22 protein-coding genes, 1 tRNA gene and 1 pseudogene are annotated in these 21301 nt (G+C 73.2%); 18 read left to right on the forward strand and 6 right to left on the reverse strand.

Going from position 1 to position 21301, the window contains the following annotated elements; translation table 11 throughout:
- Positions 1 to 4: 4 nt before the first annotated feature.
- The 3 genes from recA to R3E88_04555 all read left to right on the forward strand — a co-directional run bounded on the left by recA (position 5) and on the right by R3E88_04555 (position 2691).
- Positions 5 to 1102 (forward strand): recombinase RecA, encoded by a 1098-nt coding sequence (gene recA / locus R3E88_04545; GenBank protein MEZ4215726.1) that lies wholly within the window; start codon positions 5 to 7, stop codon positions 1100 to 1102.
- Between the two features lie 113 nt (positions 1103 to 1215).
- Positions 1216 to 2094 carry an LLM class F420-dependent oxidoreductase gene (locus R3E88_04550; GenBank protein MEZ4215727.1) on the forward strand — a complete coding sequence of 293 codons (879 nt, stop codon included), beginning with the start codon at positions 1216 to 1218 and terminating at the stop codon, positions 2092 to 2094.
- Positions 2095 to 2208: 114 nt separating this feature from the next.
- Positions 2209 to 2691, forward strand: coding sequence for an SRPBCC family protein (locus R3E88_04555; GenBank protein MEZ4215728.1), 483 nt, complete (start codon positions 2209 to 2211; stop codon positions 2689 to 2691).
- Between the two features lie 6 nt (positions 2692 to 2697).
- Here the strand turns inward: R3E88_04555 and R3E88_04560 are convergent, their stop codons facing one another.
- Both R3E88_04560 and R3E88_04565 read right to left on the reverse strand, forming a co-directional pair.
- Positions 2698 to 3282, reverse strand: a complete 585-nt coding sequence (locus R3E88_04560) for a hypothetical protein (protein MEZ4215729.1) — start codon at positions 3280 to 3282, stop codon at positions 2698 to 2700.
- A gap of 35 nt (positions 3283 to 3317) precedes the next feature.
- The gene (locus R3E88_04565) at positions 3318 to 3536 is read right to left on the reverse strand and encodes a hypothetical protein (protein MEZ4215730.1); all 219 of its coding nucleotides are present in this window, start codon (positions 3534 to 3536) and stop codon (positions 3318 to 3320) included.
- Positions 3537 to 3871: 335 nt separating this feature from the next.
- Between R3E88_04565 and R3E88_04570 the strand changes: the two genes are divergently transcribed.
- From R3E88_04570 to R3E88_04585, 4 genes and pseudogenes are all read left to right on the forward strand, one after another.
- Positions 3872 to 5074, forward strand: coding sequence for a type IV pilus twitching motility protein PilT (locus R3E88_04570; protein ID MEZ4215731.1), 1203 nt, complete (start codon positions 3872 to 3874; stop codon positions 5072 to 5074).
- 260 nt (positions 5075 to 5334) lie between these two features.
- Positions 5335 to 7974, forward strand: a complete 2640-nt coding sequence (gene alaS / locus R3E88_04575; protein ID MEZ4215732.1) for an alanine--tRNA ligase — start codon at positions 5335 to 5337, stop codon at positions 7972 to 7974.
- A gap of 49 nt (positions 7975 to 8023) precedes the next feature.
- Positions 8024 to 8845 (forward strand): annotated as a pseudogene (gene ispG / locus R3E88_04580) ((E)-4-hydroxy-3-methylbut-2-enyl-diphosphate synthase).
- A 389-nt stretch (positions 8846 to 9234) separates the two neighbouring features.
- Entirely contained in the window at positions 9235 to 10008 is a 774-nt protein-coding gene (locus R3E88_04585) for a flavodoxin-dependent (E)-4-hydroxy-3-methylbut-2-enyl-diphosphate synthase (GenBank protein MEZ4215733.1), read from the forward strand.
- Positions 10009 to 10027: 19 nt separating this feature from the next.
- Here the strand turns inward: R3E88_04585 and R3E88_04590 are convergent, their stop codons facing one another.
- From R3E88_04590 to R3E88_04605, 4 genes are all read right to left on the reverse strand, one after another.
- A complete protein-coding gene (locus tag R3E88_04590) occupies positions 10028 to 10372 on the reverse strand; it encodes a hypothetical protein (protein MEZ4215734.1) in 345 nt (114 codons plus the stop codon).
- A gap of 59 nt (positions 10373 to 10431) precedes the next feature.
- On the reverse strand, positions 10432 to 10962 hold the full coding sequence (locus R3E88_04595) for a CvpA family protein (protein MEZ4215735.1): 531 nt from the start codon (positions 10960 to 10962) through the stop codon (positions 10432 to 10434).
- Positions 10963 to 10995: 33 nt separating this feature from the next.
- A complete protein-coding gene (locus tag R3E88_04600; GenBank protein ID MEZ4215736.1) occupies positions 10996 to 11739 on the reverse strand; it encodes a tetratricopeptide repeat protein in 744 nt (247 codons plus the stop codon).
- 61 nt (positions 11740 to 11800) lie between these two features.
- Positions 11801 to 12607, reverse strand: a complete 807-nt coding sequence (locus R3E88_04605; protein ID MEZ4215737.1) for an outer membrane protein assembly factor BamD — start codon at positions 12605 to 12607, stop codon at positions 11801 to 11803.
- Between the two features lie 207 nt (positions 12608 to 12814).
- On the opposite strand from R3E88_04605, the gene R3E88_04610 reads away from it, so the two are divergent.
- The 11 genes from R3E88_04610 (at position 12815) to pdxS (ending at position 21292) form a co-directional block, all read left to right on the forward strand.
- Entirely contained in the window at positions 12815 to 12997 is a 183-nt protein-coding gene (locus R3E88_04610; protein ID MEZ4215738.1) for a hypothetical protein, read from the forward strand.
- Entirely contained in the window at positions 12994 to 13662 is a 669-nt protein-coding gene (locus tag R3E88_04615) for a CDP-alcohol phosphatidyltransferase family protein (GenBank protein MEZ4215739.1), read from the forward strand. The genes R3E88_04610 and R3E88_04615 overlap by 4 nt, the downstream gene beginning before the upstream one ends.
- Before the next feature lie 9 nt (positions 13663 to 13671).
- Positions 13672 to 13974, forward strand: a complete 303-nt coding sequence (locus R3E88_04620; protein ID MEZ4215740.1) for a DUF1844 domain-containing protein — start codon at positions 13672 to 13674, stop codon at positions 13972 to 13974.
- A gap of 5 nt (positions 13975 to 13979) precedes the next feature.
- Positions 13980 to 14942: a 4-(cytidine 5'-diphospho)-2-C-methyl-D-erythritol kinase gene (locus tag R3E88_04625; GenBank protein MEZ4215741.1), complete on the forward strand. Its 963-nt coding sequence runs from the start codon at positions 13980 to 13982 to the stop codon at positions 14940 to 14942.
- Between the two features lie 23 nt (positions 14943 to 14965).
- Positions 14966 to 15040 (forward strand) — tRNA-Gln (locus R3E88_04630).
- 93 nt (positions 15041 to 15133) lie between these two features.
- Complete coding sequence (locus R3E88_04635) at positions 15134 to 16069, forward strand: ribose-phosphate pyrophosphokinase (protein MEZ4215742.1); 936 nt, start codon at positions 15134 to 15136, stop codon at positions 16067 to 16069.
- A gap of 31 nt (positions 16070 to 16100) precedes the next feature.
- The gene (locus R3E88_04640) at positions 16101 to 16718 is read left to right on the forward strand and encodes a 50S ribosomal protein L25 (protein MEZ4215743.1); all 618 of its coding nucleotides are present in this window, start codon (positions 16101 to 16103) and stop codon (positions 16716 to 16718) included.
- 47 nt (positions 16719 to 16765) lie between these two features.
- Positions 16766 to 17413 carry an aminoacyl-tRNA hydrolase gene (pth, locus tag R3E88_04645; protein ID MEZ4215744.1) on the forward strand — a complete coding sequence of 216 codons (648 nt, stop codon included), beginning with the start codon at positions 16766 to 16768 and terminating at the stop codon, positions 17411 to 17413.
- A 16-nt stretch (positions 17414 to 17429) separates the two neighbouring features.
- Positions 17430 to 18689, forward strand: a complete 1260-nt coding sequence (locus R3E88_04650) for a Na+/H+ antiporter NhaA (GenBank protein ID MEZ4215745.1) — start codon at positions 17430 to 17432, stop codon at positions 18687 to 18689.
- 79 nt (positions 18690 to 18768) lie between these two features.
- Positions 18769 to 20349, forward strand: coding sequence for a PLP-dependent aminotransferase family protein (locus R3E88_04655; protein MEZ4215746.1), 1581 nt, complete (start codon positions 18769 to 18771; stop codon positions 20347 to 20349).
- A gap of 28 nt (positions 20350 to 20377) precedes the next feature.
- Positions 20378 to 21292 (forward strand): pyridoxal 5'-phosphate synthase lyase subunit PdxS, encoded by a 915-nt coding sequence (pdxS, locus tag R3E88_04660; protein ID MEZ4215747.1) that lies wholly within the window; start codon positions 20378 to 20380, stop codon positions 21290 to 21292.
- The last annotated feature ends 9 nt before the right edge of the window (positions 21293 to 21301 follow it).

Raw genomic sequence — 21301 nt, forward strand, 5'->3', positions numbered from 1 at the left:
GAGCATGGCCAAGCCGAAGACGACCGAGAAGCTCGACAGCCGCGGCAAGGAGACCGATCGCAAGAAGGCGGTCGAGCTCGCGGTCTCGACGATCGAGAAGCAGTTCGGGAAGGGCGCGATCGTCGCGATGGGCGACGATTCGGTGGACCGGGACGTGAAGTCGTTCTCGTCGGGGTCGCCGAGCCTCGACATCGCGCTCGGCATCGGCGGCTATCCGCGCGGCCGCGTGATCGAGATCTACGGGCCCGAGTCGAGCGGCAAGACGACGCTGACGCTGCACGCGGTGGCGCAGGTGCAGCGGCGCGGCGGAGTGGCCGCGTTCATCGACGCCGAGCACGCGCTCGACGTCAACTACGCGCGGCGGCTCGGCGTGAACGTCGACGAGCTGCTCGTGTCGCAGCCCGACACCGGCGAGCAGGCCCTCGAGATCGCCGACGTGCTGCTGCGCTCCGGCGCGATCGACCTCGTGGTCGTCGACTCGGTCGCGGCGCTCGTGCCGCGCGCGGAGATCGAGGGCGAGATGGGCGACTCGCACGTCGGCCTGCACGCGCGGCTCATGAGCCAGGCGCTGCGCAAGCTCACCGGAACGGTCTCGAAGACGGGCTCGACGATCATCTTCATCAACCAGATCCGCATGAAGATCGGCGTGATGTTCGGCAACCCCGAGACGACCACGGGCGGCAACGCGCTCAAGTTCTACTCGTCCGTGCGCATCGACGTGCGCCGCATCGCCGCGATCAAGGACGGCGACAACGTCATCGGCAACCGCACGCGCGTGAAGGTCGTGAAGAACAAGGTGGCGCCGCCGTTCCGGCAGGCCGAGTTCGACATCCTCTACAACGAGGGCATCTCGATGGAGGGCGACCTGCTCGATCTCGCGGTCGAGGAGGGCATCGTCGAGAAGAGCGGAGCCTGGTACTCCTACGCGAACGAACGGATCGGGCAGGGGCGCGAGAACGCGCGCCGCTTCATCAAGGACAACCCGGATGCGCTCGAGGCGATCGCCGACCAGGTGTTCGCGGCGAAGGGCCTGAAGCGGCCCGCGCCGGCCGTGCTCGCCGACGATTCCGCGGCGAGCGCGGTGGTGGACGCCGAGGAGTAGGATCGGCCTTCCGGAGACGGCTCCCGGTGCGCGCGCCGCCGAAGCGCGCGCACCGGGGCGCTTCTTCGCGTCGCCGTTCGCGCGCCCCGCGCGCCGACGGGAGAGGGAGCCCGATGCACCTCGGCTACTTCGGCGTGAACCAGGGGCTCCATTCGAGCCCCGAGGCGGTCGCACGGGTCGCGCGCGCGGCGGAGGAAGCGGGCTACGAGTCCGTCTTCACGGGCGAGCACGTGGTCCTGATGGATCCGCAGGCGCCGCCTTCCCCGCTCCCTCCCGCGGCGCGCTGTCTCGACCAGGCCATCGCGCTGACGTGGGCGGCAGCGCACACGACGCGGCTTCGGCTCGGCACGGGCATCGTGATCCTGCCGCAGCGCAATCCCGTGATCCTCGCGAAGGAGCTGGCCACGCTCGACGTGCTGTCGGGCGGGCGGCTGCTGTTCGGCGTGGGCGTCGGCTACGTCGAGCGCGAGTTCGAGGCCATCGGCGTTCCCTTCGCCGAGCGCGGGCCGCGGACGAGCGAGCACATCGAGGCCATCCGCGCGCTGTGGACGCAGCCGCGTCCGGAGTTCGACGGCGCGTTCACGCGCTTCCGCGGGATCCAGTCGCATCCGCAGCCCGTGCAGCGCCCGCATCCGCCGATCCTCGTCGGCGGGATGTCGCAGGCCGCCTACCGGCGCGCCGTCGCGCATGCGAACGGCTGGTACGGCTTCTACCAGAGCGTCGAGGCGACGGAGGCCGCGCTCCGCGGCCTCGCCGACGCGGCGAAGGAGGTGGAGCGGCCGCGCGGGCTCGGGCCGCTCGAGATCACCGTGACGCCACCGCCCGGTGTGCCGAGTCGCGACGCGTGGCGGCGCTACGAGGATCTGGGCGTCGCCCGCATCGTGCTGCTCCGCGGCTTCGAGGACATGATCGCCGCGCCGGCACCGGGCTCGGCGCAGGAGGACGCGGCGATCGCGTTCCTCGAGGACGGCGCGACCGAGCTGCTTCGCTAGGCGCGGGCGCGCCGCGGCCGCCCGAAGCGCGCCTGCACGCGCGTCCCGGCCTGCCGCCGCGCGCGAGTCCGCGGCCTCGGAGCGCGGGGTGGATCGGAGCGCGAGGAGGAACGGATGAACTGGATGCTCGCGACTGCCGCGCACTCCGTCCGAGCGCGCCCCGAGGACGTGTTCGCCGGGCTGACCGACCACGAGGGGCTGGCGGGCCTGCCCGGCGTATCGTCCGCGCGGCTCGTGCGTCCGGGGTCGCCCGAGCGCAACGGTGTGGGCGCGCTGCGCGAGCTGCGCGTGCACGGCCTGCGCTTCGTGGAGGAGATCGTCGCCTTCGAGCCGCCGAAGCGGCTCGGCTATCTCGTCCGCGAGTGCTCCCTGCCGCTGCGGCACCGCTTCGGCGAGATCCGCCTCGAGCCGGCGGCCGATGGCGGGACGCTCGCGACGTGGGCCTCGGAGCTCGCGGTGCCGGTCGTCGGGCGGCTCGTCGCGCCCCTGCTTCGCCGCGCGCTCGTGCGCGGCTTCGTCGACATGCTCGACGCGATCGACGGGCGGGTCGCCGACCGCCTCGCGAAGGCACAGCCGCCGCGCTCGACGTCGTCGTGAGCGGGGCTACAGGCGCGGCTTCACTCGGAACAGGATCTCGCCGCGATGCGGCCGCTCGAAGACGCAGGCGAGGTTGCGCCTCCGCCAGTCCGAGGCCACCTGCTCGATGAAGCCCTGGATGTTGAGGCCGATCGACGTCGGCATCGGATCGACCTCGGTACAGCGCACGACGAACTGGTCCATCGTGTCGCCCTCGAAGGTGTAGGTGCCGAAGTTGAAGCCGACGCGAGCCATGCGGACGAGCGCGCGTCCGGCGCGCGGTCCGAGCGCGCGCGCGCCCTCGATGAGCCACTGCATCGCGGCCGAGTGCGTGACGGCGCGCGCCGTCTCGCGCCCGAACGCGACGAGGTAGTGGTCGTCGCCGCCCCCGTCCACCTCGCTGACGATGCGGAGGAGGCGGTCCTGCAGCTCGATCGGGTACCAGAGCCCGGCTTCGACGCCGCTGTCCACGAGTCCCACGTGCCTCGGGCCCAGGCGCGACGCGAGCTCGCCGTCGTCGATCGCCCCGCGCTTGCGCATCTCGCAGACGCGGTCGAACGCCGGGCGGACGGCGAGGCCCTTCAGAGCGGGAGTGTGCGTCGCCGGTTGCATGGTCGAGACGATCCCTCGTCGGCTCCGGCCGGGCTTCAGTCGCGCGACGTGAGCGTCTGGCCGTCCGGAAGGAGGTTTGCCGGAGGCATCACGCCGCGAGACGCCTTCTGATGGCGCATGCAGCGCTCGAACTTCGATTCACAGAACTGGATCTGGTAGATGCGCAGGACGTGCTGGCTCTCGAAGAGCGGGAACATCGGGCACCGCGCGATGAACGGGCACCGGGCGCCGGCGGGCGCGATTGCGTCGGACATGGGATCCCTCCGCTCGATGGCGGGCTTCCATCGGCCTCGGCGGGCCGGCGCGCGACCGGGCGAACCCTCGAAATTCGCGGTGCGTTCGGCGGCCGGCGCGGGTCGCCGCGCCCGCGGACGGCCGACTCGACCGGCCGCGCGGCGGCCGGATCGACCCGCGCGGGGTCGACCGCCGCGGACTCGGGAGTCGGCAGGTCGCGGTTCCGGACGCGCGCGAGCGGTCGCCTCCCTCAAGGCTCTCCCCCAGGCGGCCGAAGCGGTGCGGGCTCCGCGCGTGCGCGGGGCCCGCGGGCCCGCTTCGGGCCGCTCGCCGGGAGACCGCGCTCGCCATGCCGATGGAACTCAACGAGATTCTGAAGATCGCGCTGAAGGGCGGGGCCTCGGACATCCACATCAAGTCCGGCCTGCCGCCGATGTTCCGGGTCGACGGCGCGCTCGTCCCGCTCAAGAACGGCGAGCGCCTGATGCCCGATCAGATCGCCCAGATGGCGTTCTCGATCATGAACCCGGTCCAGAAGCAGCGCTTCGACGAGTACCGCGAGGTCGACCTCGCGCACGGCATCCCCGGCCTCGGGCGCTTCCGCGTCAACGTCTTCCAGCAGCGCGGCACGATCGGCATCGTGTTCCGCGTCATTCCCTTCGGCGTCAAGACGATCGAGCAGCTCCACCTCCCGAAGGTCGTCGAGACGATCGCCGAGGAGCACCGCGGCCTCATCCTCGTCACCGGCACCACGGGCTCCGGCAAGTCGACGACGCTCGCGGCGATGCTCGAGTACATCAACTCGCAGCGCACCGCGCACATCATGACGGTCGAGGACCCGATCGAGTTCCTCATCCGCGACCGTCGTTCGATCGTGAACCAGCGCGAGATCGGCGTCGACACGCACACGTTCGCGAACGCGCTGCGCGCAGCACTGCGCCAGGACCCGGACGTCATCCTGGTGGGCGAGATGCGCGACTTCGAGACGATCGAGACGGCGCTCACGGCGGCCGAGACCGGCCACCTGGTGCTCAGCACGCTGCACACGCTCGACGCGACGGAGACGATCAACCGCATCGTCTCCGCGTTCCCGCCCTACCAGCACAAGCAGGTGCGCCTGCAGCTCGCCTCGGTGCTGCGCGCCGTCATCTCGCAGCGCCTCGTGCCGCGCTCCGACGGCAAGGGGCGCGTGCCGGCGCTCGAGGTGATGCGCGTGAACGCGCGCATCCGCGAGTGCATCGGCGACAAGGACCGCACCAAGGAGATCCCGGAGGCGATCGCCAAGGGCTTCACGAACTACGGCATGCAGACGTTCGACCAGTCGCTGATGTCGCACGTGAAGAGCGGGCTGATCACGTACGAGGAGGCGCTGAAGCACGTCTCGAACCCGGACGACTTCGCCCTGCGCTTCCGCGGCATCGCGTCGACGTCCGACTCGCAGTGGGACGACTTCGGCGACTCGCAGGGCCGCGGCGGGCAGGAGGACAAGCCCGAGCCGGCCGCCGCCGACGCGCCGTCCGGCGGCGCCGAGGACGACTTCAGCATCGACCGCTTCTGATCGCGCGCGGCGCGGGCGCCGCGCTCCCCTCCCGTCCCCACCCGCCCGCTCCCCGCACCGCGCGCGTGCGCGGCCCTCCGCTATGTTCCGCCGACTCGCGCCACCGCCGGTCTCCCGGACGCACGCGCACGCCTGCGCGCGCACGCCGGAACGGGCGCGCCGGGCGCCCGCGTCGACGCGCGCGGCGAGCGCGGGACGGCCGAGCCGGGAGCGAGCCCGCGAGCCGGACGAACGGAAGTTTCGAGAGCAGGAGGTCGGTCATGCCGCTCGCGGCGCGCGAGATCCGCGAGGAGTTCCTCTCCTACTTCGAGAGCAAGGGCCACCGGCGCGTGCCGAGCGCCTCGCTCGTTCCCGACTCCGACCCGACGCTCATGTTCGTCAACGCCGGGATGGTGCCGTTCAAGCGGCTCTTCCTCGGCGAGGAGACGCGGCCCTATACGCGCGCGACGTCGTCGCAGAAGTGCATGCGCGTGTCCGGCAAGCACAACGACCTCGAGAACGTCGGTCGCACGCCGCGCCACCACACGTTCTTCGAGATGCTCGGGAACTTCTCCTTCGGCGACTACTTCAAGGAGCAGGCGATCGAGTTCGCGTGGGAGCTGCTGACGCAGCGCATCGGCATTCCGGCGGAGCACATGGTCGTCTCCGTGTTCCGCGAGGACGACGACGCGTTCGCGATCTGGCGCGACCGAATCGGCGTCCCCGAGCCGCGCATCTTCCGGCTCGGCGAGGACGAGAACTTCTGGTCGATGGGCGACACCGGGCCGTGCGGCCCGTGCTCCGAGATCCACTTCGACTTCGGCGCCGTGCGCGGCGAGCCGCTCGCGGGCGACCCGTCCGACGACTCGGGCCGCTTCCTCGAGATCTGGAACCTCGTGTTCATGCAGTTCGACCGCAGCGCGAGCGGCGAGCAGAAGCCACTCCCGAAGCCGTCGATCGACACGGGCGCCGGGCTCGAGCGCCTCGCCCAGGTGCTGCAGCGCGTTCCCACGAACTACGACACGGATCTCTTCACGGGCATCCTCGCGCGCGCGCAGGACGCGTCGGGCGTGGCGCTCGGGACCGACCCCGAGCACGACGTCTCGCTGCGGGTCATCGCCGACCATGCGCGAGCGCTGACCTTCCTGATCGGCGACGGCGTGCTGCCGAGCAACGAGGGCCGCGGCTACGTGCTGCGGCGCATCCTGCGCCGCGCCGCGCGCCACGCGAAGCTGCTCGGTGTCGAGCGCCCGATCGTGCACGACGTCGCCGACGCGGTGATCGACGAGATGTCGGTCGCGTACCCCGAGCTCGCCGAGCGCCGCGCCTACATCCGCGATCGCATCCGCCGCGACGAGGAGCGCTTCCTCGAGACGCTCTCGAAGGGGCTCGCGCTGCTCGAGGACGAGGTCGCCAACCTCGCGGCGAAGGGGGCGCGCGTGCTCCCCGGCGACGTCGTGTTCAAGCTCTACGACACGTTCGGGTTCCCGACCGACCTCACGCAGGACATCCTCGTCGGCCACGGCATGACCGTCGACCAGGCGGGCTACGACGCCGCCATGCACGAGCAGCGCACGCGCGCGCGCGCGGCCTGGAAGGGCAGCGGCGACGCGGCGGTCGAGGAGGTCTACTCGCGCATCGCGGCCGACGTGCAGACCGAGTTCGTGGGCTACGACGGCCTCGCCGCCGAATCGAGCGTCGCCGCGCTGCTGCGCGACGGATCGGTCGTCGACGCCGTGCGCGAGGGCGACCGCGTCGAGGTCGTCGTCCCCGTCACGCCCTTCTATGCGGAGAGCGGCGGCCAGGTCGGCGACCGCGGCACGATCGAGACTGCGAGCGGCGCGCGCGTCGAGGTCGACGACGTGCAGAAGCCCGTCGACGGGCTCTTCGTGCACGCGGGGCGCGTCGCGGCGGGCGAGCTGCGCGAGGGCGAGGCCGTCTCGTTGCGCGTCGATGCGGCGACGCGTCAGGCGACGGTGCGCAACCACAGCGGCACGCACCTGCTGCACGCCGCGCTGCGCAAGGTGCTCGGCCCGCAGGCCATGCAGAAGGGCTCGCTCGTGTCGTCCGAGCGGCTGCGCTTCGACTTCACGCACGACGCGCCGCTCACGCGCGACGAGCTCGTCGCGATCGAGGACCACGTGAACGAATGGGTCGAGCGCAACCAGGTGCGCACGACGCGCGAGATGCCGTACGCGGACGCCGTGGCCGCGGGCGCGATCGCGATCTTCGACGAGAAGTACGGCGACGAGGTGCGCGTCGTGGGCTTCGGCGACGTGTCGACCGAGCTCTGCGGCGGCACGCACGCGAACGCGACGGGAGAGATCGGGCTGCTGCGGATCACGAGCGAGAGTGGCATCGCGGCCGGCGTGCGCCGCATCGAGGCCGTCACCGGCATGGGCGCGCTCGCATGGATCCGCGAGCGCGAGGCCACGCTCGAGCGCGCCGCCGCGCTGCTCAAGATCGCGCCCGGCGAGCTGCCCGAGCGCATCGAGCGCATGCTCGACGACCGCAAGGAGGCGCAGCGCAAGCTCGACCAGCTCGCGGGCGCGCAGCGCGGCGAGGCGGCGGTCGAGCTGCTCGCGGGCGCGGTCGAGCTCGACGGCGGAAGGCTCGTGGCCGCGCGCGTCGACGGCCTCGAGGGCAAGGCGCTCTCGGAGATGATCGACGACCTGCGCGCGCGCATCGGGAGCGGCGTCGTGTGCATCGCGTCCGAGTCGGGCGGCAAGGCGCTCGTCGCGGTCGGCGTGACGAAGGACTGGACGAGCCGCCACAAGGCCGGCGACCTCGTGCGCGAGGCCGCGAAGATCGTGGGCGGCGGCGGCGGCGGCCGGCCCGACTTCGCGCAGGCCGGCGGCAAGGATCCGTCGAAGATCGAGGCCGCGCTCGACGCGATCCGCGAGCGCGTCGGCGCCCGTTGAGGCCCGCGTGAGCGCGCGCTCCGACTACGTCGCGAACCGGTTCTCGGTCGTGCGCCGGCCGACGCGCGTGGTGCGCGTGGGCGCCGTCGGCATCGGCGGCGACGAGCCCCTCCGCATCCAGTCGATGACGACGACCGACACGAAGGACGTCGAGGCCACCGTCGCGCAGACGCAGGCGCTCGCCGCCGCCGGGTGCGAGATCGTCCGCATCACCGCGCCGAGCATCACCGACGCCGAGTGTCTCGCTCCCATCAAGGCGGCGCTGCGCGAGCGCGGCTGCGACGTGCCGCTCGTCGCGGACATCCACTTCACGCCGAACGCGGCGCTCGTCGCCGCCGAGATCGTCGAGAAGGTCCGGATCAATCCGGGCAACTACGCCGATCGCAAGCGCTTCGAGGTGCGCGAGTACAGCGATGCGCAGTACGAGGACGAGCTCGCGCGCGTGGCCGAGCGCTTCCGCCCGCTCGTGCGCCTCTGTCGCGAGCGCGGAGTCGCGATGCGGATCGGCACCAACCACGGCTCGCTCTCCGATCGCATCCTGAACCGCTACGGCGACACGCCGCGCGGCATGGTCGAGAGCGCGCTCGAGTTCCTCGACGTGTGCGAGGAGGAGGCGTACCGCGACGTCGTCTTCAGCATGAAGGCGAGCAACGCGCAGGTCGCGATCCAGGCCTACCGCCTGCTCGCGGCGCGGCTCGCCGAGCGCGCGGAGGGCGGGCCGAGCTACCCGTTCCACGTCGGCGTCACCGAGGCCGGCGACGGCGAGGACGGGCGCACGAAGAGCGCGATCGGCATCGGCGCGCTGCTCGAGGACGGCATCGGCGACACGCTGCGCGTGTCGCTGACCGAGCACCCCGTGAAGGAGATCCCCGTCGCGCGCGCGCGCGCGCGCGACGCGATGGAGCGCTGGGAGCGGGCGGCCGCCCGCGCACCGCGCTCGGTCGCGGTCTCGGGCGACTACTGCCGCGACCCGTACGCGCACGAGCGGCGCGCGACGAAGGCGCTCGACGCGGGCGGTCTGCGCATCGGCGGCGAGGAGCCCGTGCGCGTCGAGGTCGAGCTCGACGGCGCGCTCGCGCGCCCGCGCGAGGCGGCCGCGATCGTCGCGACCGCGCGCGCGGCGCTCGGCGACCTCGCGCTCGAGGGGCTCGTCGCGCGGGCCTCTTCGCGCGAGCAGGCCGAAGCGCTCCCGGCGCTGCGCGCGTCGCTCGCCGAGCTCGGCGCCGAGCTGCCGGTCGCGCTCCGCGTCGGCGACGCCGCGTGGCTCGACGGCCTCGGCGAGCGACCCTCGCGCATCGTCTTCGACGCGAGCGCGCGCGACGCGATGCCCGCGGCGGCGGCGGCGGCGGCCCGCCTCGGCGCCGTCCTCCACTGGCAGCTCGACGGGAGCCGGACGCGCTCCCCGCGCTCGTCGACGCGGCCCTCGAGGCCTCGCGCGAGGCCGGCGTCGCGGACGTCGTCTTCGGCGCGCGGAGCGACGCGGCGACGCACGCCGCGCGCGTCGTGGCCGCGCGGCTCGCCGAGCGCGGCGCCGCGCAGGTGCCCATCGCGCTGCGCGCCTCGCACGCACCGCCGCAGGGCGGCGATGCCGCCGCGCTGCGCGCCGCGATCGACCTGGGCGCGCCGCTGTGCGACGGCATCGGCGACGTCGTCGCGATGGTCGACGTGCGCGACGTCGCGCGCGCGGTCGACGCCGCCTATCGCATCCTCCAGGGCGCGCGGCTGCGGACGACGCGCACCGAGTACATCTCGTGCCCGTCGTGCGGACGCACGCTCTTCGACCTCGAGGAGACGACGGCGCGCGTGAAGGCGAAGACGTCGCACCTGCGCGGCGTGAAGATCGCGGTGATGGGGTGCATCGTGAACGGGCCGGGCGAGATGGCGGACGCCGACTTCGGCTACGTCGGCTCGGGCCCCGGCCGCGTGAACCTCTACGTCGGTCAGGAGCTCGTCGTGCGCAACGTCCCGCAGGACGAGGCGCCCGACCGGCTGCTCGCCGTGATCGACGAGCGCCTCGGCAGCGGCGCGCGCTGACGCGCGCACCGCGCGCCGCTCAGGCGCCGAGCCACCACTGCACGAGCGCGCGGTGCGCGAAGAATCCGCCCGCGATCGCCGCGGCGCCGAGCGCGTAGGTCGTCCAGAAGCCGAGGCCGAGCCGCTCCGAGACGAGGAACGGCACGAAGAAGCACAGGCTCACCGGGATCGCCGCGAAGATGCTGCGCGCGAGCGTCGCGCTCGCGGCCGCGTCGCCGTGCTGCAGGTAGGACATCGGGACGACGATCATCGTCGACAGCGGGAGCGCGACGATGAAGCCGGCGAGCGTGGGCGCGCGGCCCGCGAGCCACGCGGCGAACGCGATCACGGTGGCCGAGACGGCGACGTTGAGGACGAAGGTCATCGTGCGCTCCATCCCCGGAGCCGCGCGCCGCCCGCGGGCGCGCGCGCTCCGATCGTCGCCTAACGACGAGGCTCGGCCGGCGCGCTCGCGACGTTCGGCAGGCCGGGCAGCTGCGGCATCGTTCCGGTCTCGATCGCGAACTGCAGCTCGTCCATCACGGCGACGCTGTAGGCGTTCGCGACCTGCGGATGCTGGGGGCCGAACGCGCGCGTCGCGCCGACGATCAGCAGCGTGCCGATGAGCGCGCCCTCGGCGGCGCCGATCGCGCTGCCTCCGACGCGGTCCGCCATCCCGAGGCCGACGATGCGCGCGCCGCGCCGCAGGTAGCGGCCGAGCGCGCCGATCGCGATGCCGGCGGCGATGCCGCACGCGAGACCGCCGATCCACTTCGCGGGCTGGCCGCCGACCTCGCCGGCCGTCGCCTGCTCGAGCCACAGGCCCGCGGGCTGCGCGCCGTACAGCATGCCGAGCACGACGGCGCCGATCGCCGCCACCGAGAACCCCTCGCGGATCATCCCGACGAAGAAGCCGCGCACGATCGCGAGCGCCATCACGGCGCCCACGACCAGGTCGAGCATCGGAACCTTCATGGCACCCCCCGTGATGCGATGTCGCGGCGCGCGTCAGGCCGACTGGCGAGCGCGCGAGTTCTTCTGCACGAGGCGCACGTACATGCGCGCCTCCTCGTGGCCCGGATCCTCCTGCAGCACGTACGCCCACTGCTCGACGGCCTCCTGCGGCCGGCCGAGCGTGTAGTACGTGAGGCCGAGCTGGACGTAGGCTTCGAGATAGCGGTCGTTGCCGCGCAGCACGCGCTGCAGCTCGAGCACCGCCTTGCTCGGCAGCCCGGCCTCGCGCAGCGCGATCGCGAGCCGGAAGCGGATGTCGTGGAAATCGGGGCAGCGGTCGAGCGCCTTGCGGTAGGCGTCGATCGCCTCGCGGTGCTCGCCGACCTCGGCGTAGGCGTCGCCGACGGCGGCCTGGAGGTTGGCGAGCTTGCCGCGCGTCGTCGCGTCGAGGCTCCCGCCCGCACCGCGCGCGACGAGGGCTGCGCGCTCCGCGTACTCGCGCGCCTGGTCGTAGTTGCCGCGCCGCTCGTGCACCGTGGCGAGGGCGAGCAGCGCCTCGGCGTAGGAGGGGTTGATGCGCACGGCGGCGCGCAGGTCGTCGGCCGCGGCCTCGAGGTCGCCGCGACGGTCGTGCAGCAGCCCCATCATGTAGTGCACGTCCGCGAAGCCTTCGCGCGTGAGGAGCAGCGTCTCGAACGCGCGCAGCGCCGTCTCGTCGTCGCCGTTCTCGAAGCTCTGCCGGCCGAGCGCGTAGGCCGCGCGCTCCTCCGACGTCATGCGAACGTGGTACTGGCTCATGTTCCCCCCCCCCGGTCGGAGCCACCGTTCTTCGCTGCGGACGCGCTCGCGGCGCGCCCGGTCAGTTCGACGCCGAGATCCGCTCCTGGGCGGCGCGCGCGAGTGCGCTGTCGCGGTAGTTCTCGACGATGACGTGATAGAGCCGGAGCGCCTCGTCGTGCAGCTTCATGCGGTCGTAGCAGACGGCGAGCTTGTAGAGCGCCTCGGCGTCGTGGCCGAGCCCCGGATACTCGTCGAGCAGGCTGCGGTAGCGCTCCGCGGCGGCCTGGTGCTCGCCGCGCTGCATGTAGAAGTCGCCGGTCGCGAGCACGCTGCGCGCGAGGCGGCCCCGCAGATCGAGCAGGACGATCTCGCCCTCGCGCGTCTCGGGCGCGTAGGGGTAGTCGCGCATGAGGCGCTCGAGATAGGTCATCGCCTCGCGCGCCGCCGTCTGGTCCCGGTCGATCGTCGCGCGCTGCTCGTAGTGGCACTGCGCGGCGCGCAGGATCGTGTACGGAACCTTCGGGTGCTGCGGGTGGAGGTCGGCGAAGTCGCGGTAGTAGGAGAGCGCCTCTTCGAAGCGGTCGTCCTCGAAGTACGCGTCCGCGATCTTGAGCTCCGCGCGCACCGCGTACTCGCTGTACGGATAGTTGTCGATGATCGACTGGAAGTCCTCGATCGCGCCGGTCGTGTCGACGCGCGGGATCAGCCAGAGGATGCGCGTGCCCGCGAGCTTCTCGGTGCCGCGCTCGTACAGCTCCTCGGCCGACGGGAGGTCGTCGAAGTCGGGCTCGCTCGTCGTCTGGCACGCGGCGAGGGTGACGAGGAGGGCCACGAGCGCGACGATCCGGACGGCCTCGGCGCGGCGACGGGCTCGGCGAGTTCGCAAGTCGGGATACCTCGGGGGTGCGCGGAACCTAGCCCTCTCTTGCAACCATGTCGATTTGCTAGGGTTTCGTCCGACCGCCCGAGCCGGGCGGATCCATCGACGAGACCGAGCGCGACGACGCGCCCGCGCGGGGCGGGCGGCGGTCGGGTGCGGCCCGCGAGCTCGCGAGGTCGAACGCGCCGTCGCGGCGCGAGCAGGAGTGGCTCCATGGACAACGACTCGATCTCCAACCTCAAGTTCGACTCCCGCATGGCGCGCCGGCGCGGCTGGGTGAGCGACGAGGAGCGCGACGCGTACCTCGCCGCGCTGCCCGACACGGCGGAGAAGCTCGAGGTCGTCGCGGACGTCGCGCCGCCGGGCGCGCAGGGCGAGGAGCGCGGCGACGCGTGATCAAGGCGAGCTTCGGTGCGCGGCTCGACGCCTGGATCCACCGGCTCTTCCCGTTCCTCTTCCGACGCTCGCGCCCGATCGATCCCAACCTCCTCACGTGCACCGGTGCGGTCGTCGCGGTCGCGGCGGCGCTGATGCTCGCAGCCGGGCAGCTCCGGCTCGGCGGCGCGCTGATCCTCGCGAGCGGCTTCTTCGACCTCGTCGACGGCGTGGTCGCGCGCCACTACGGCGTGTCGACGGAGTTCGGCTCGTTCCTCGACGCGACGCTCGACCGGCTGGTCGACGTCGTGCTGCTGTGCGGCGTGCTCGCGTGGTACGCGGGCGAGGGCGACCGCGCGACGGCCGCGGTGGCGGCCGTCGCGCTCGCGACGGCGGTGCTCACCTCGTACGCGAAGGCGCGCGCCGAGACGCGCATCCCGGTGCTCGAGGGCGGGCTGCTCGAGCGCGGCGAGCGCATCGGGCTGCTCGCGGCGGGCGCGCTCTTCGACGTGCTCGCGCCCGTGCTCTGGCTGCTCGCCGCGGGCGGCGTCGTCACCGTCGCCCAGCGATTCGCGGTGGCCTACCGTGCGCTCGGTGACCTCGACGCGACGCGGCGCGGTGCCTCTCCGGACGGCCCGCAGCGCGAAGCCCGGTCGGGCGGCGCGTCGGCGCCGGCGAGGTCGTGAGGGCAGCGCGTGACCGACCGGACGAAGCTCCCCGACGTCGACTTCTCGAACTTCGCGCTCTCCCTCGCGGCGACCGCCATGGTGCAGCTCGGCATCGTGCCCGACCCCGAATCGGGCGAGGCGGCCGAGCCCAACGTCCTGCTTGCCCGCCACACGATCGACACGCTCGAGATGCTGCGCGCGAAGACGCGCGGCAACCTCGACGCCGACGAGTCGAAGCTGATCGACAGCCTGCTCTACGAGCTGCGTCTGCGCGTCGTGGAGGTCGAAGGGGCGCGCGGCGGCACCGGGCCGGGCCCGACCGACGGCTGACGCCCGTGCCCGTGCTCGAGCTCGTCGCGCCCGCCAAGGTGAACCTGGGCCTGCGCATCACCGGCCGCCGCCCGGACGGCTACCACACGCTCGACTCGCTGTTCGCGCCGCTCGACCTCGGCGATCGCGTGCGCGTCGAGCTCGGCACCTGCGCGCCCGGCGACGCGAGCGGCTCGCGCATCGCGCTGGCGGTGCGCGGCCTCGGCGCCGACGCGCTGCCCGCCGATGCGAGCAACCTCGCCGCGCGCGCCGCGCACGCCTTCCTGCGCGCGGCGGGCATGCGGGCCGAGCTCGCGATCGACCTCGAGAAGCGCGTTCCTTCGGGCGCGGGCCTCGGCGGTGGGTCGAGCGACGCGGCCGCCGTGCTGCGCGCGCTCGACCGGCTCGTGCCCGGGGCCGTCGCGCCCGCGGCGCTGCCCGACATCGCCCTCTCGCTCGGCGCCGACGTCCCGTTCTTCCTCCGCCCGCAGCCCGCGCGCGTGCGCGGCATCGGCGAGCGGATCGACCCGGCGCGCGGGCTCGGCGGGCTTCCGCTCGCGCTCGCGAATCCCGGGATTTCCCTTTCTACTGCGGACGTCTACGCGGCATGGGACGAGCGCGCGGCCGCGTTGACGCCCCCGGGCCCCCGGCCTACGATGCCGCCGGCTCACGGGCCGGAGATCGCAGCCGAGACGCTCTCGCGGCTGTTCGTCGGGGGCGAGTTCGTCGGAAGCGACGACGACCGGGCCCGCGTGCGGGCCGTGCTCGTCAACGATCTCCTCGCTCCGGCCGCCTCGCTCTGTCCCTCCATCGCGCGCCTGCTCGAGCAGCTCGAGTCGCTCGGGGCGCTCGCCGTCGGGATGTCGGGGAGCGGTGCGACCGTGTTCGGTGTGTTCGAGAGTCGCGGCCGCGCCGAGGCTGCCGTCGCTCGCGGCACGTTCCCGCCGCCGGTGTGGGCGCGCGCGGTGATCACGCTTGCGTCGGCGTAGCCCGTCCTCGAGAAGGTCGGAGATGGGGCGTCGCCAAATGGTAAGGCAGCGGCCTTTGGAGCCGCCACTTGCAGGTTCGAGTCCTGCCGCCCCAACCACCTCGATCCGCGAACGCGTGACACCGACGCGGCGCGCGGCGGGCGCGGGGCGACGAGCGCAGGACGAGCGAGACAAGCACGCGAGGCGAGCGAATGCAGAACATCACGCTGTTCACCGGCAACGCGAACCCGAAGCTCGCGCAGGACATCGCCGCCTATCTCGGCATCCAGCTCGGCAAGGCCGAGGTCGGGACGTTCAGCGACGGCGAGTGCTCGGTCGACGTCCTCGAGAACGTGCGCGGGCGCGACGTGTTCGTGATCCAGCCGACGTGCGCGCCCGCGAACACCCACCTCATGGAGCTGCTCGTGATGACGGACGCGCTGCGCCGCGCCTCGGCGCGCCGCATCACGGCCGTCATCCCGTACTACGGGTACGCGCGCCAGGATCGCAAGGCGCGCCCGCGCGCGCCGATCACCGCGAAGCTCGTCGCCAACCTGATCACGACGTCCGGCTGCGACCGCGCACTCTGCCTCGACCTGCACGCGGGTCAGATCCAGGGCTTCTTCGACATCCCCGTCGACAACCTCTACGCGACGCCCGTGCTGCTGCAGGCCATCCGCGAGAAGGTGCGCGGCGACCTCACGATCATCTCGCCCGACGCCGGCGGCGTCGAGCGCGCGCGCGCCTTCGCGAAGCGCCTCGACGCGACGCTCGCGATCATCGACAAGCGGCGCGAGCGCGCGAACGTGTCCGAGGTGATGCACATCATCGGCGACGTCGCGGGCCGCACGTGCGTGATCGTCGACGACATGGTCGACACCGCGGGCACGCTCACGGAGGCGGCGCGCTGCCTGAAGGAGGAGGGCGCTGCCTCGGTCTCCGCGGCGATCACGCACCCCGTCCTCTCGGGCCCCGCGATCAAGCGCATCAACGAGTCGCCGCTCGAGCTGCTGATCACGACCGACACGATTCCGCTGCGCCCCGACGTCGAGTCCTCGAAGATCCACGTCGTCACGGTCGCGCGTCAGCTCGGCGAAGCGATTCGCCGCATCAACAACGAAGAGAGCGTGAGCTCGCTGTTCGTCTAGGTCCGCGCGTCGCGCGGGCGAGGAGAAGGTCGTGAGTCAGTTGAGCGTCGAGGTCCGCGAGAGCCGGGGCAAGGGCGTCGCCCGCAAGCTGCGCGCGCAGGGCCGCATTCCCGCCGTGATGTACGGCCAGGGCAAGCAGCCCCTGGCGCTCGCGCTCGAGCCCCGCGCGCTCGAGAAGCTGCTCGCGAGCGAGGGCCACAACGCGCTCTTCGACCTCGCGGGCCCCGGCGTCGGCAAGCGCACGGTGCTGGTGAAGGAGCTGCAGCGCGACCCCGTGCGCGGCGACCTCCTTCACGCCGACCTGTTCGAGATCGACGCGAACGAGACGATCGTGGTGTCCGTCGCGCTGCACCTCGTCGGCACGCCGGTGGGCGTCAGCATGGACGGCGGAATCGTCGACCACTCGCTGCGCGAGATCGAGATCGAGTGCCTCCCGCGCGCGATCCCGGAGCGCATCGACGTCGACATCGCGAACATGCAGCTCGGCGACGCGCTGCACGTCTCCGACATCGCGCTGCCCGAGGGCGTCGAGCTCATGACGCACGGCGAGCTCGCGGTCGTCTCCGTGATCGCGGCGAAGGCCGAGGAGGCCGCGCCCGCGGTCGAGGCCGCCCCGACCGAAGAGGCGGCGAAGCCGGCCGGCGACTAACGACGGGGCGCGGGCGCTCGCCGCCCGCCGACGCGACGCGCACCGCCATGCAGCTCCTGGTCGGACTCGGCAACCCCGGCCCGCGCTACGAGGGAACGCGCCACAACGCGGGCTTCGAGGTCGTGCGCGCCGTCGCGGCGCGCGCGGGTGCCGCGTGGCGCGACGATGGGCCGCTCCGTGCACGGTCGGCGGCGCTCCGCGTCGGCGACGACGAAGCCCTCCTGCTGCTTCCCCAGACCTTCATGAACCGTTCGGGCGAGAGCGTCCGCGCCGCGGTCGAGGCGTTGCGTCTCGACCCCGCGCGCGACCTGCTCGTCGTGTTCGACGACCTCGACCTCGGGCTCGGTCGTCTGCGGCTTCGCGCCGCCGGCGGCTGCGGCGGCCACCGCGGAATGGAGAGCATCGCCGACGCGCTCGGCACGACGGCGTTCCCGCGGCTGCGCTTCGGAATTGGCCGCCCACGAGCCGGCGGAGATGTGGTCGAATGGGTGTTGTCGCGCTTCGACGACGCCGAGCGCGCCGCGTTCGGGTCGGCGGTCGAGCGCGCGGCCGACGCGGTGCACGCGGTATGGAGCGACGGCATCGAGCGCGCGATGGAGCGCGTCAATCGCGCGCCGACGGCCGAGCCGGCGCCCGACGGACGCGGCGACGCGCGGGCGTCGGCGGACGCGCGCGGCGGCGAGCGCGAGGGCTGAAAGGACGGTTCGGTACGTGAGTGAGTCGTCCCGCGGCGCGTTCGTCACGTTCCTGCTCGAGTTCTCGATCCCGCTGCTCGCCGGCGTCGTCGTCGCGCTCGCGGCGGCCAACCTCGCGCACGAGACCTACGAGCACCTGCTCCACGCGCCGTGGGGGCCGCTCGCGGTCTTCGGCCACGCGCTCGACCTGCACTTCGTCGCGAACGAGATCTTCATGGTGTTCTTCTTCGGCATCGCCGCGAAGGAGATCACGGAGTCGGTGCTTCCCGGCGGCAGCCTGAACCCGCCGCGCAAGGCCATGAACCCGCTGTTCTCGACGCTCGGCGGCGTGCTCGGGCCGATCGCCGTGTTCTTCGCCGGCCTCTCGGCGTGTCACGCCCTCGACGTCTTCGGCCCGAGCCCCGACTGGCCGCTGCTCTCGCGCGGCTGGGGCATCCCGACCGCCACCGACATCGCGCTCGCGTGGCTGTGCGCGCGGTTCGTGTTCGGTCGCGGCCACCCGGCGATCGACTTCCTGCTGCTGCTCGCGATCGCGGACGACGCGATCGGGCTCGTGATCATCGCCGTCTTCTACGGGAACCCCGCGGAGCCGACGAACCCCGCGTTCCTCGGGCTCGTGCTCGCGGCGATGGCCGTCGCGTTCGGCCTGCGGCGCGCGGGCGTGCGCGCGTGGCTGCCCTACGTCGCGCTCGCGGGGCCGATCGCGTGGAGCGGGCTCCTGCTCGCGCACCTCCATCCCGCACTCGCGCTCTGCTTCGTCGTGCCGTTCATGCCGGCGCCGCGGCGCGACACGGGGCTCTTCCGCGCCGACGACGAGATCGCGCGCATGGGCGAGCCGCTCGCGACCGACCTCCGCATGCGGCGCTCGACGCTCGAGGAGTTCGAGCACGCGTTCAAGCTGCCCGTCGACCTCGGCCTCTTCTTCTTCGCCTTCGCGAACGCGGGCGTCGCGTTCGCCGACATCGGGCCGATGACGTGGCTCGTGCTCGGTGCGCTCGTGGTGGGCAAGCTGGTCGGCATCTCGCTGTTCGGCTCGATCGCGGCGTGGCTCGGCTTCCCGCTCCCGACCGGGATGGCGCGCCGCGACCTCTACATGGCGGGCTTCATCGCGGCGCTCGGCCTGACCGTCGCGCTCTTCGTGGCCACCGCGGCCTTCCGCGACCCGGTGCTCCAGGGCCAGGCGAAGATGGGCGCGCTCTTCTCGGGCGTGGTCGGGCTCGTCGCGGTCGCGCTCGGCCGCGCGCTCGGCATGGGAGGGCGCACGCCCGACTCCTGATCGTCCGGTCTTCATTGATGTGAACGAACCGGACAATTCGCGCATTGACCGGTGACCGAGCCGGACATACCGTCCGGCGATGGCCGAGCCCTCCGCCGAAAGATCCGGACGCGCCGTGCCGCCCGCCTACCGGCGGATCGCGGCCTCGATCCGCGCGCGCATCGAGGCGGGCGAGCTCGCACCGGGCGACCGTCTCGCGCCGATCCGCGCACTCGCGGACGAGCTCGGCGTCCACCGCGACACGGTCTCGCAGGCCTACGAGACGCTGCGCGCCCAGGGGCTCGTCGAGAGCGGCGTCGGGCGCGGCACGTTCGTCGCGCCCTCGCTCGGCGTGCGCGCGGCGCCGACGGCGCCCGCCGCGTCGCTCGCGTTCGCGCCGACCACCGAGGAGCTGCTCGCGTTCGACGCCGGCCGCCCGCGCTTCCCGAGCGTCGCGCTCGGCGGCGCGCCGGATGCGGAGCCGTCGCGCCGCGTCGAGAGCGGCACTGCGCCGCGCGAGATCGTCGCGCTCCACAAGCTCGTTCCCGACCCCGCGCTCTACCCGGCGGCCGCCTTCCGGCGCGCGCTCCACGAGGTGCTCGGCGAGACGGGGCCGGAGCTGCTGCTCTACGGCGGCGCACAGGGACACGTCGGGCTGCGCGAGGCCATCGCGCGCAGGCTCGCCGCCGCCGGCGCACCCGACGCGCGTGCCGACGACGTCGTGCTCTGCCACGGCGCGTCGCAGGGCATCGCGCTCGCGCTGCGCGTGTTCGCGAGTGCGGGCGATGCGGTCGCGGTCGAAGTGCCCACGTACGCGAACGTGCTCGCGACGCTGGTCGCGCTCGGCGTGCGCGCGGAGCCCGTGCCCATGCAGCGCGAGGGGACGGGTGCCGCGCCCGACCTCGACGCGCTCGACCGCGCGCTCGCCCGGCCCGACGTGCGCGCGTTCTACACGATCCCCACGTTCCACAACCCGCTCGGCACGTCGACGGATCTCGCGCACCGCCGCGCGCTCGTCGGGATCGCCGCGCGCCACGGCAAGCCCGTCATCGAGGACGCGTTCGAGATGGACCTCCGCTACGAAGGCGGGCCCGTGCCGTCGCTCGCCGCGGTCGACGACGCGGGGCTCGTCGTGCAGCTCCTGTCGTTCTCGAAGTCGCTCTTCCCGGGCGTGCGCGCCGGCGCGATCGCCGCGCGCGGGCGCGTCGTCGACGCGCTCGTCGCGCTCAAGCACGCGACCGACCTGTCGGACTCGCTGCCGCTCCAGGCCGCGCTCGCGCGCCTGCTCGAGAGCGGCGCCTACGATCGCCACCTCGCGAAGCTGCGCCGCGAGCTGCGCGCGCGGCGCGACGCGATGCTCGCCGCCCTCGAGCGCCACATGCCCGAGGGCACGACGTGGACGCGACCGTCCGGCGGCTACCAGCTCTGGGTCGACCTGCCGCGCGAGCCGCACGCGATCGACGCGCGCGACCTGCTCGCCGACGCGGCGCGCGAGGGCGTGCTGTTCGCGCCGGGCTCCGAGTTCGCGCCCGGGCGCCCGCCGTCGGGCGGGCTGCGCCTCACCGTCGCGCAGGCCGGCCCCGCGGCGATCGAACGCGGCATCGCGGCGCTCGCGCGCGTCGTGCGCGCGCACCAGGGCGAGGATCGCGCGGCCCGCCAGTCGGCGGCCGTACAGCTGTGACGAACCCCATCCCCACGGAGGAAGCGAGATGACGAACGGAAGCGCGAACGGCGCCGGACGCACCGGGGCCGAGGCCTTCGAGCTCAAGGTCGGCCTGGCCGAGATGCTCAAGAACGGCGTGATCATGGACGTGACGACCGCCGACCAGGCGAAGATCGCCGAGGAGGCGGGCGCGTGCGCGGTGATGGCGCTCGAGCGCGTGCCGGCCGACATCCGGCGCGACGGCGGCGTCGCGCGCATGAGCGCGGTCGAGATGATCGCCGAGATCCAGAAGACGGTGTCGATCCCGGTGATGGCGAAGGTGCGCATCGGGCACATCGTCGAGGCGCAGCTGCTCGAGGCGCTCGGCGTCGACTTCATCGACGAGAGCGAGGTGCTGACGCCGGCCGACGACCAGCACCACATCGACAAGCACGCCTTCAAGAGCCCGTTCGTGTGCGGCTGCCGCAACCTCGGCGAAGCGCTGCGCCGCATCGGCGAGGGCGCCGCGATGATGCGCACGAAGGGCGAGGCCGGGAGCGGCAACATCGTCGAGGCCGTGCGCCACCTGCGCACGGTCAACGGCGACATGCGCGCCGTGCAGGCGCTGCGGCCCGAGGAGCTGATGACGAAGGCGAAGGAGCTCGGCGCGCCGTACGACCTCGTGCGCTACGTGCACGCGCACGGCCGGCTGCCGGTGCCGAACTTCGCCGCCGGCGGCGTCGCGACGCCCGCCGACGCCGCGCTCTGCCGCGTGCTCGGTGCCGAGGCCGTGTTCGTCGGCTCGGGCATCTTCAAGAGCGCCGACCCCGCCGCGCGCGCGAAGGCGATCGTGCACGCGTGCACGCACTGGGACGACCCGCGCGAGGTGCTCGAGGCGAGCCGCGGGCTCGGTCGCGCGATGGAAGGCATCGAGATGGAGACGCTCGCCGAGCACGAGCGCCTCGCGAACCGCGGCTGGTAGCGCGCGGGG

Source organism: Myxococcota bacterium (genome assembly GCA_041389495.1).
GTDB lineage: Bacteria > Myxococcota_A > UBA9160 > UBA9160 > UBA4427 > JAWKRT01.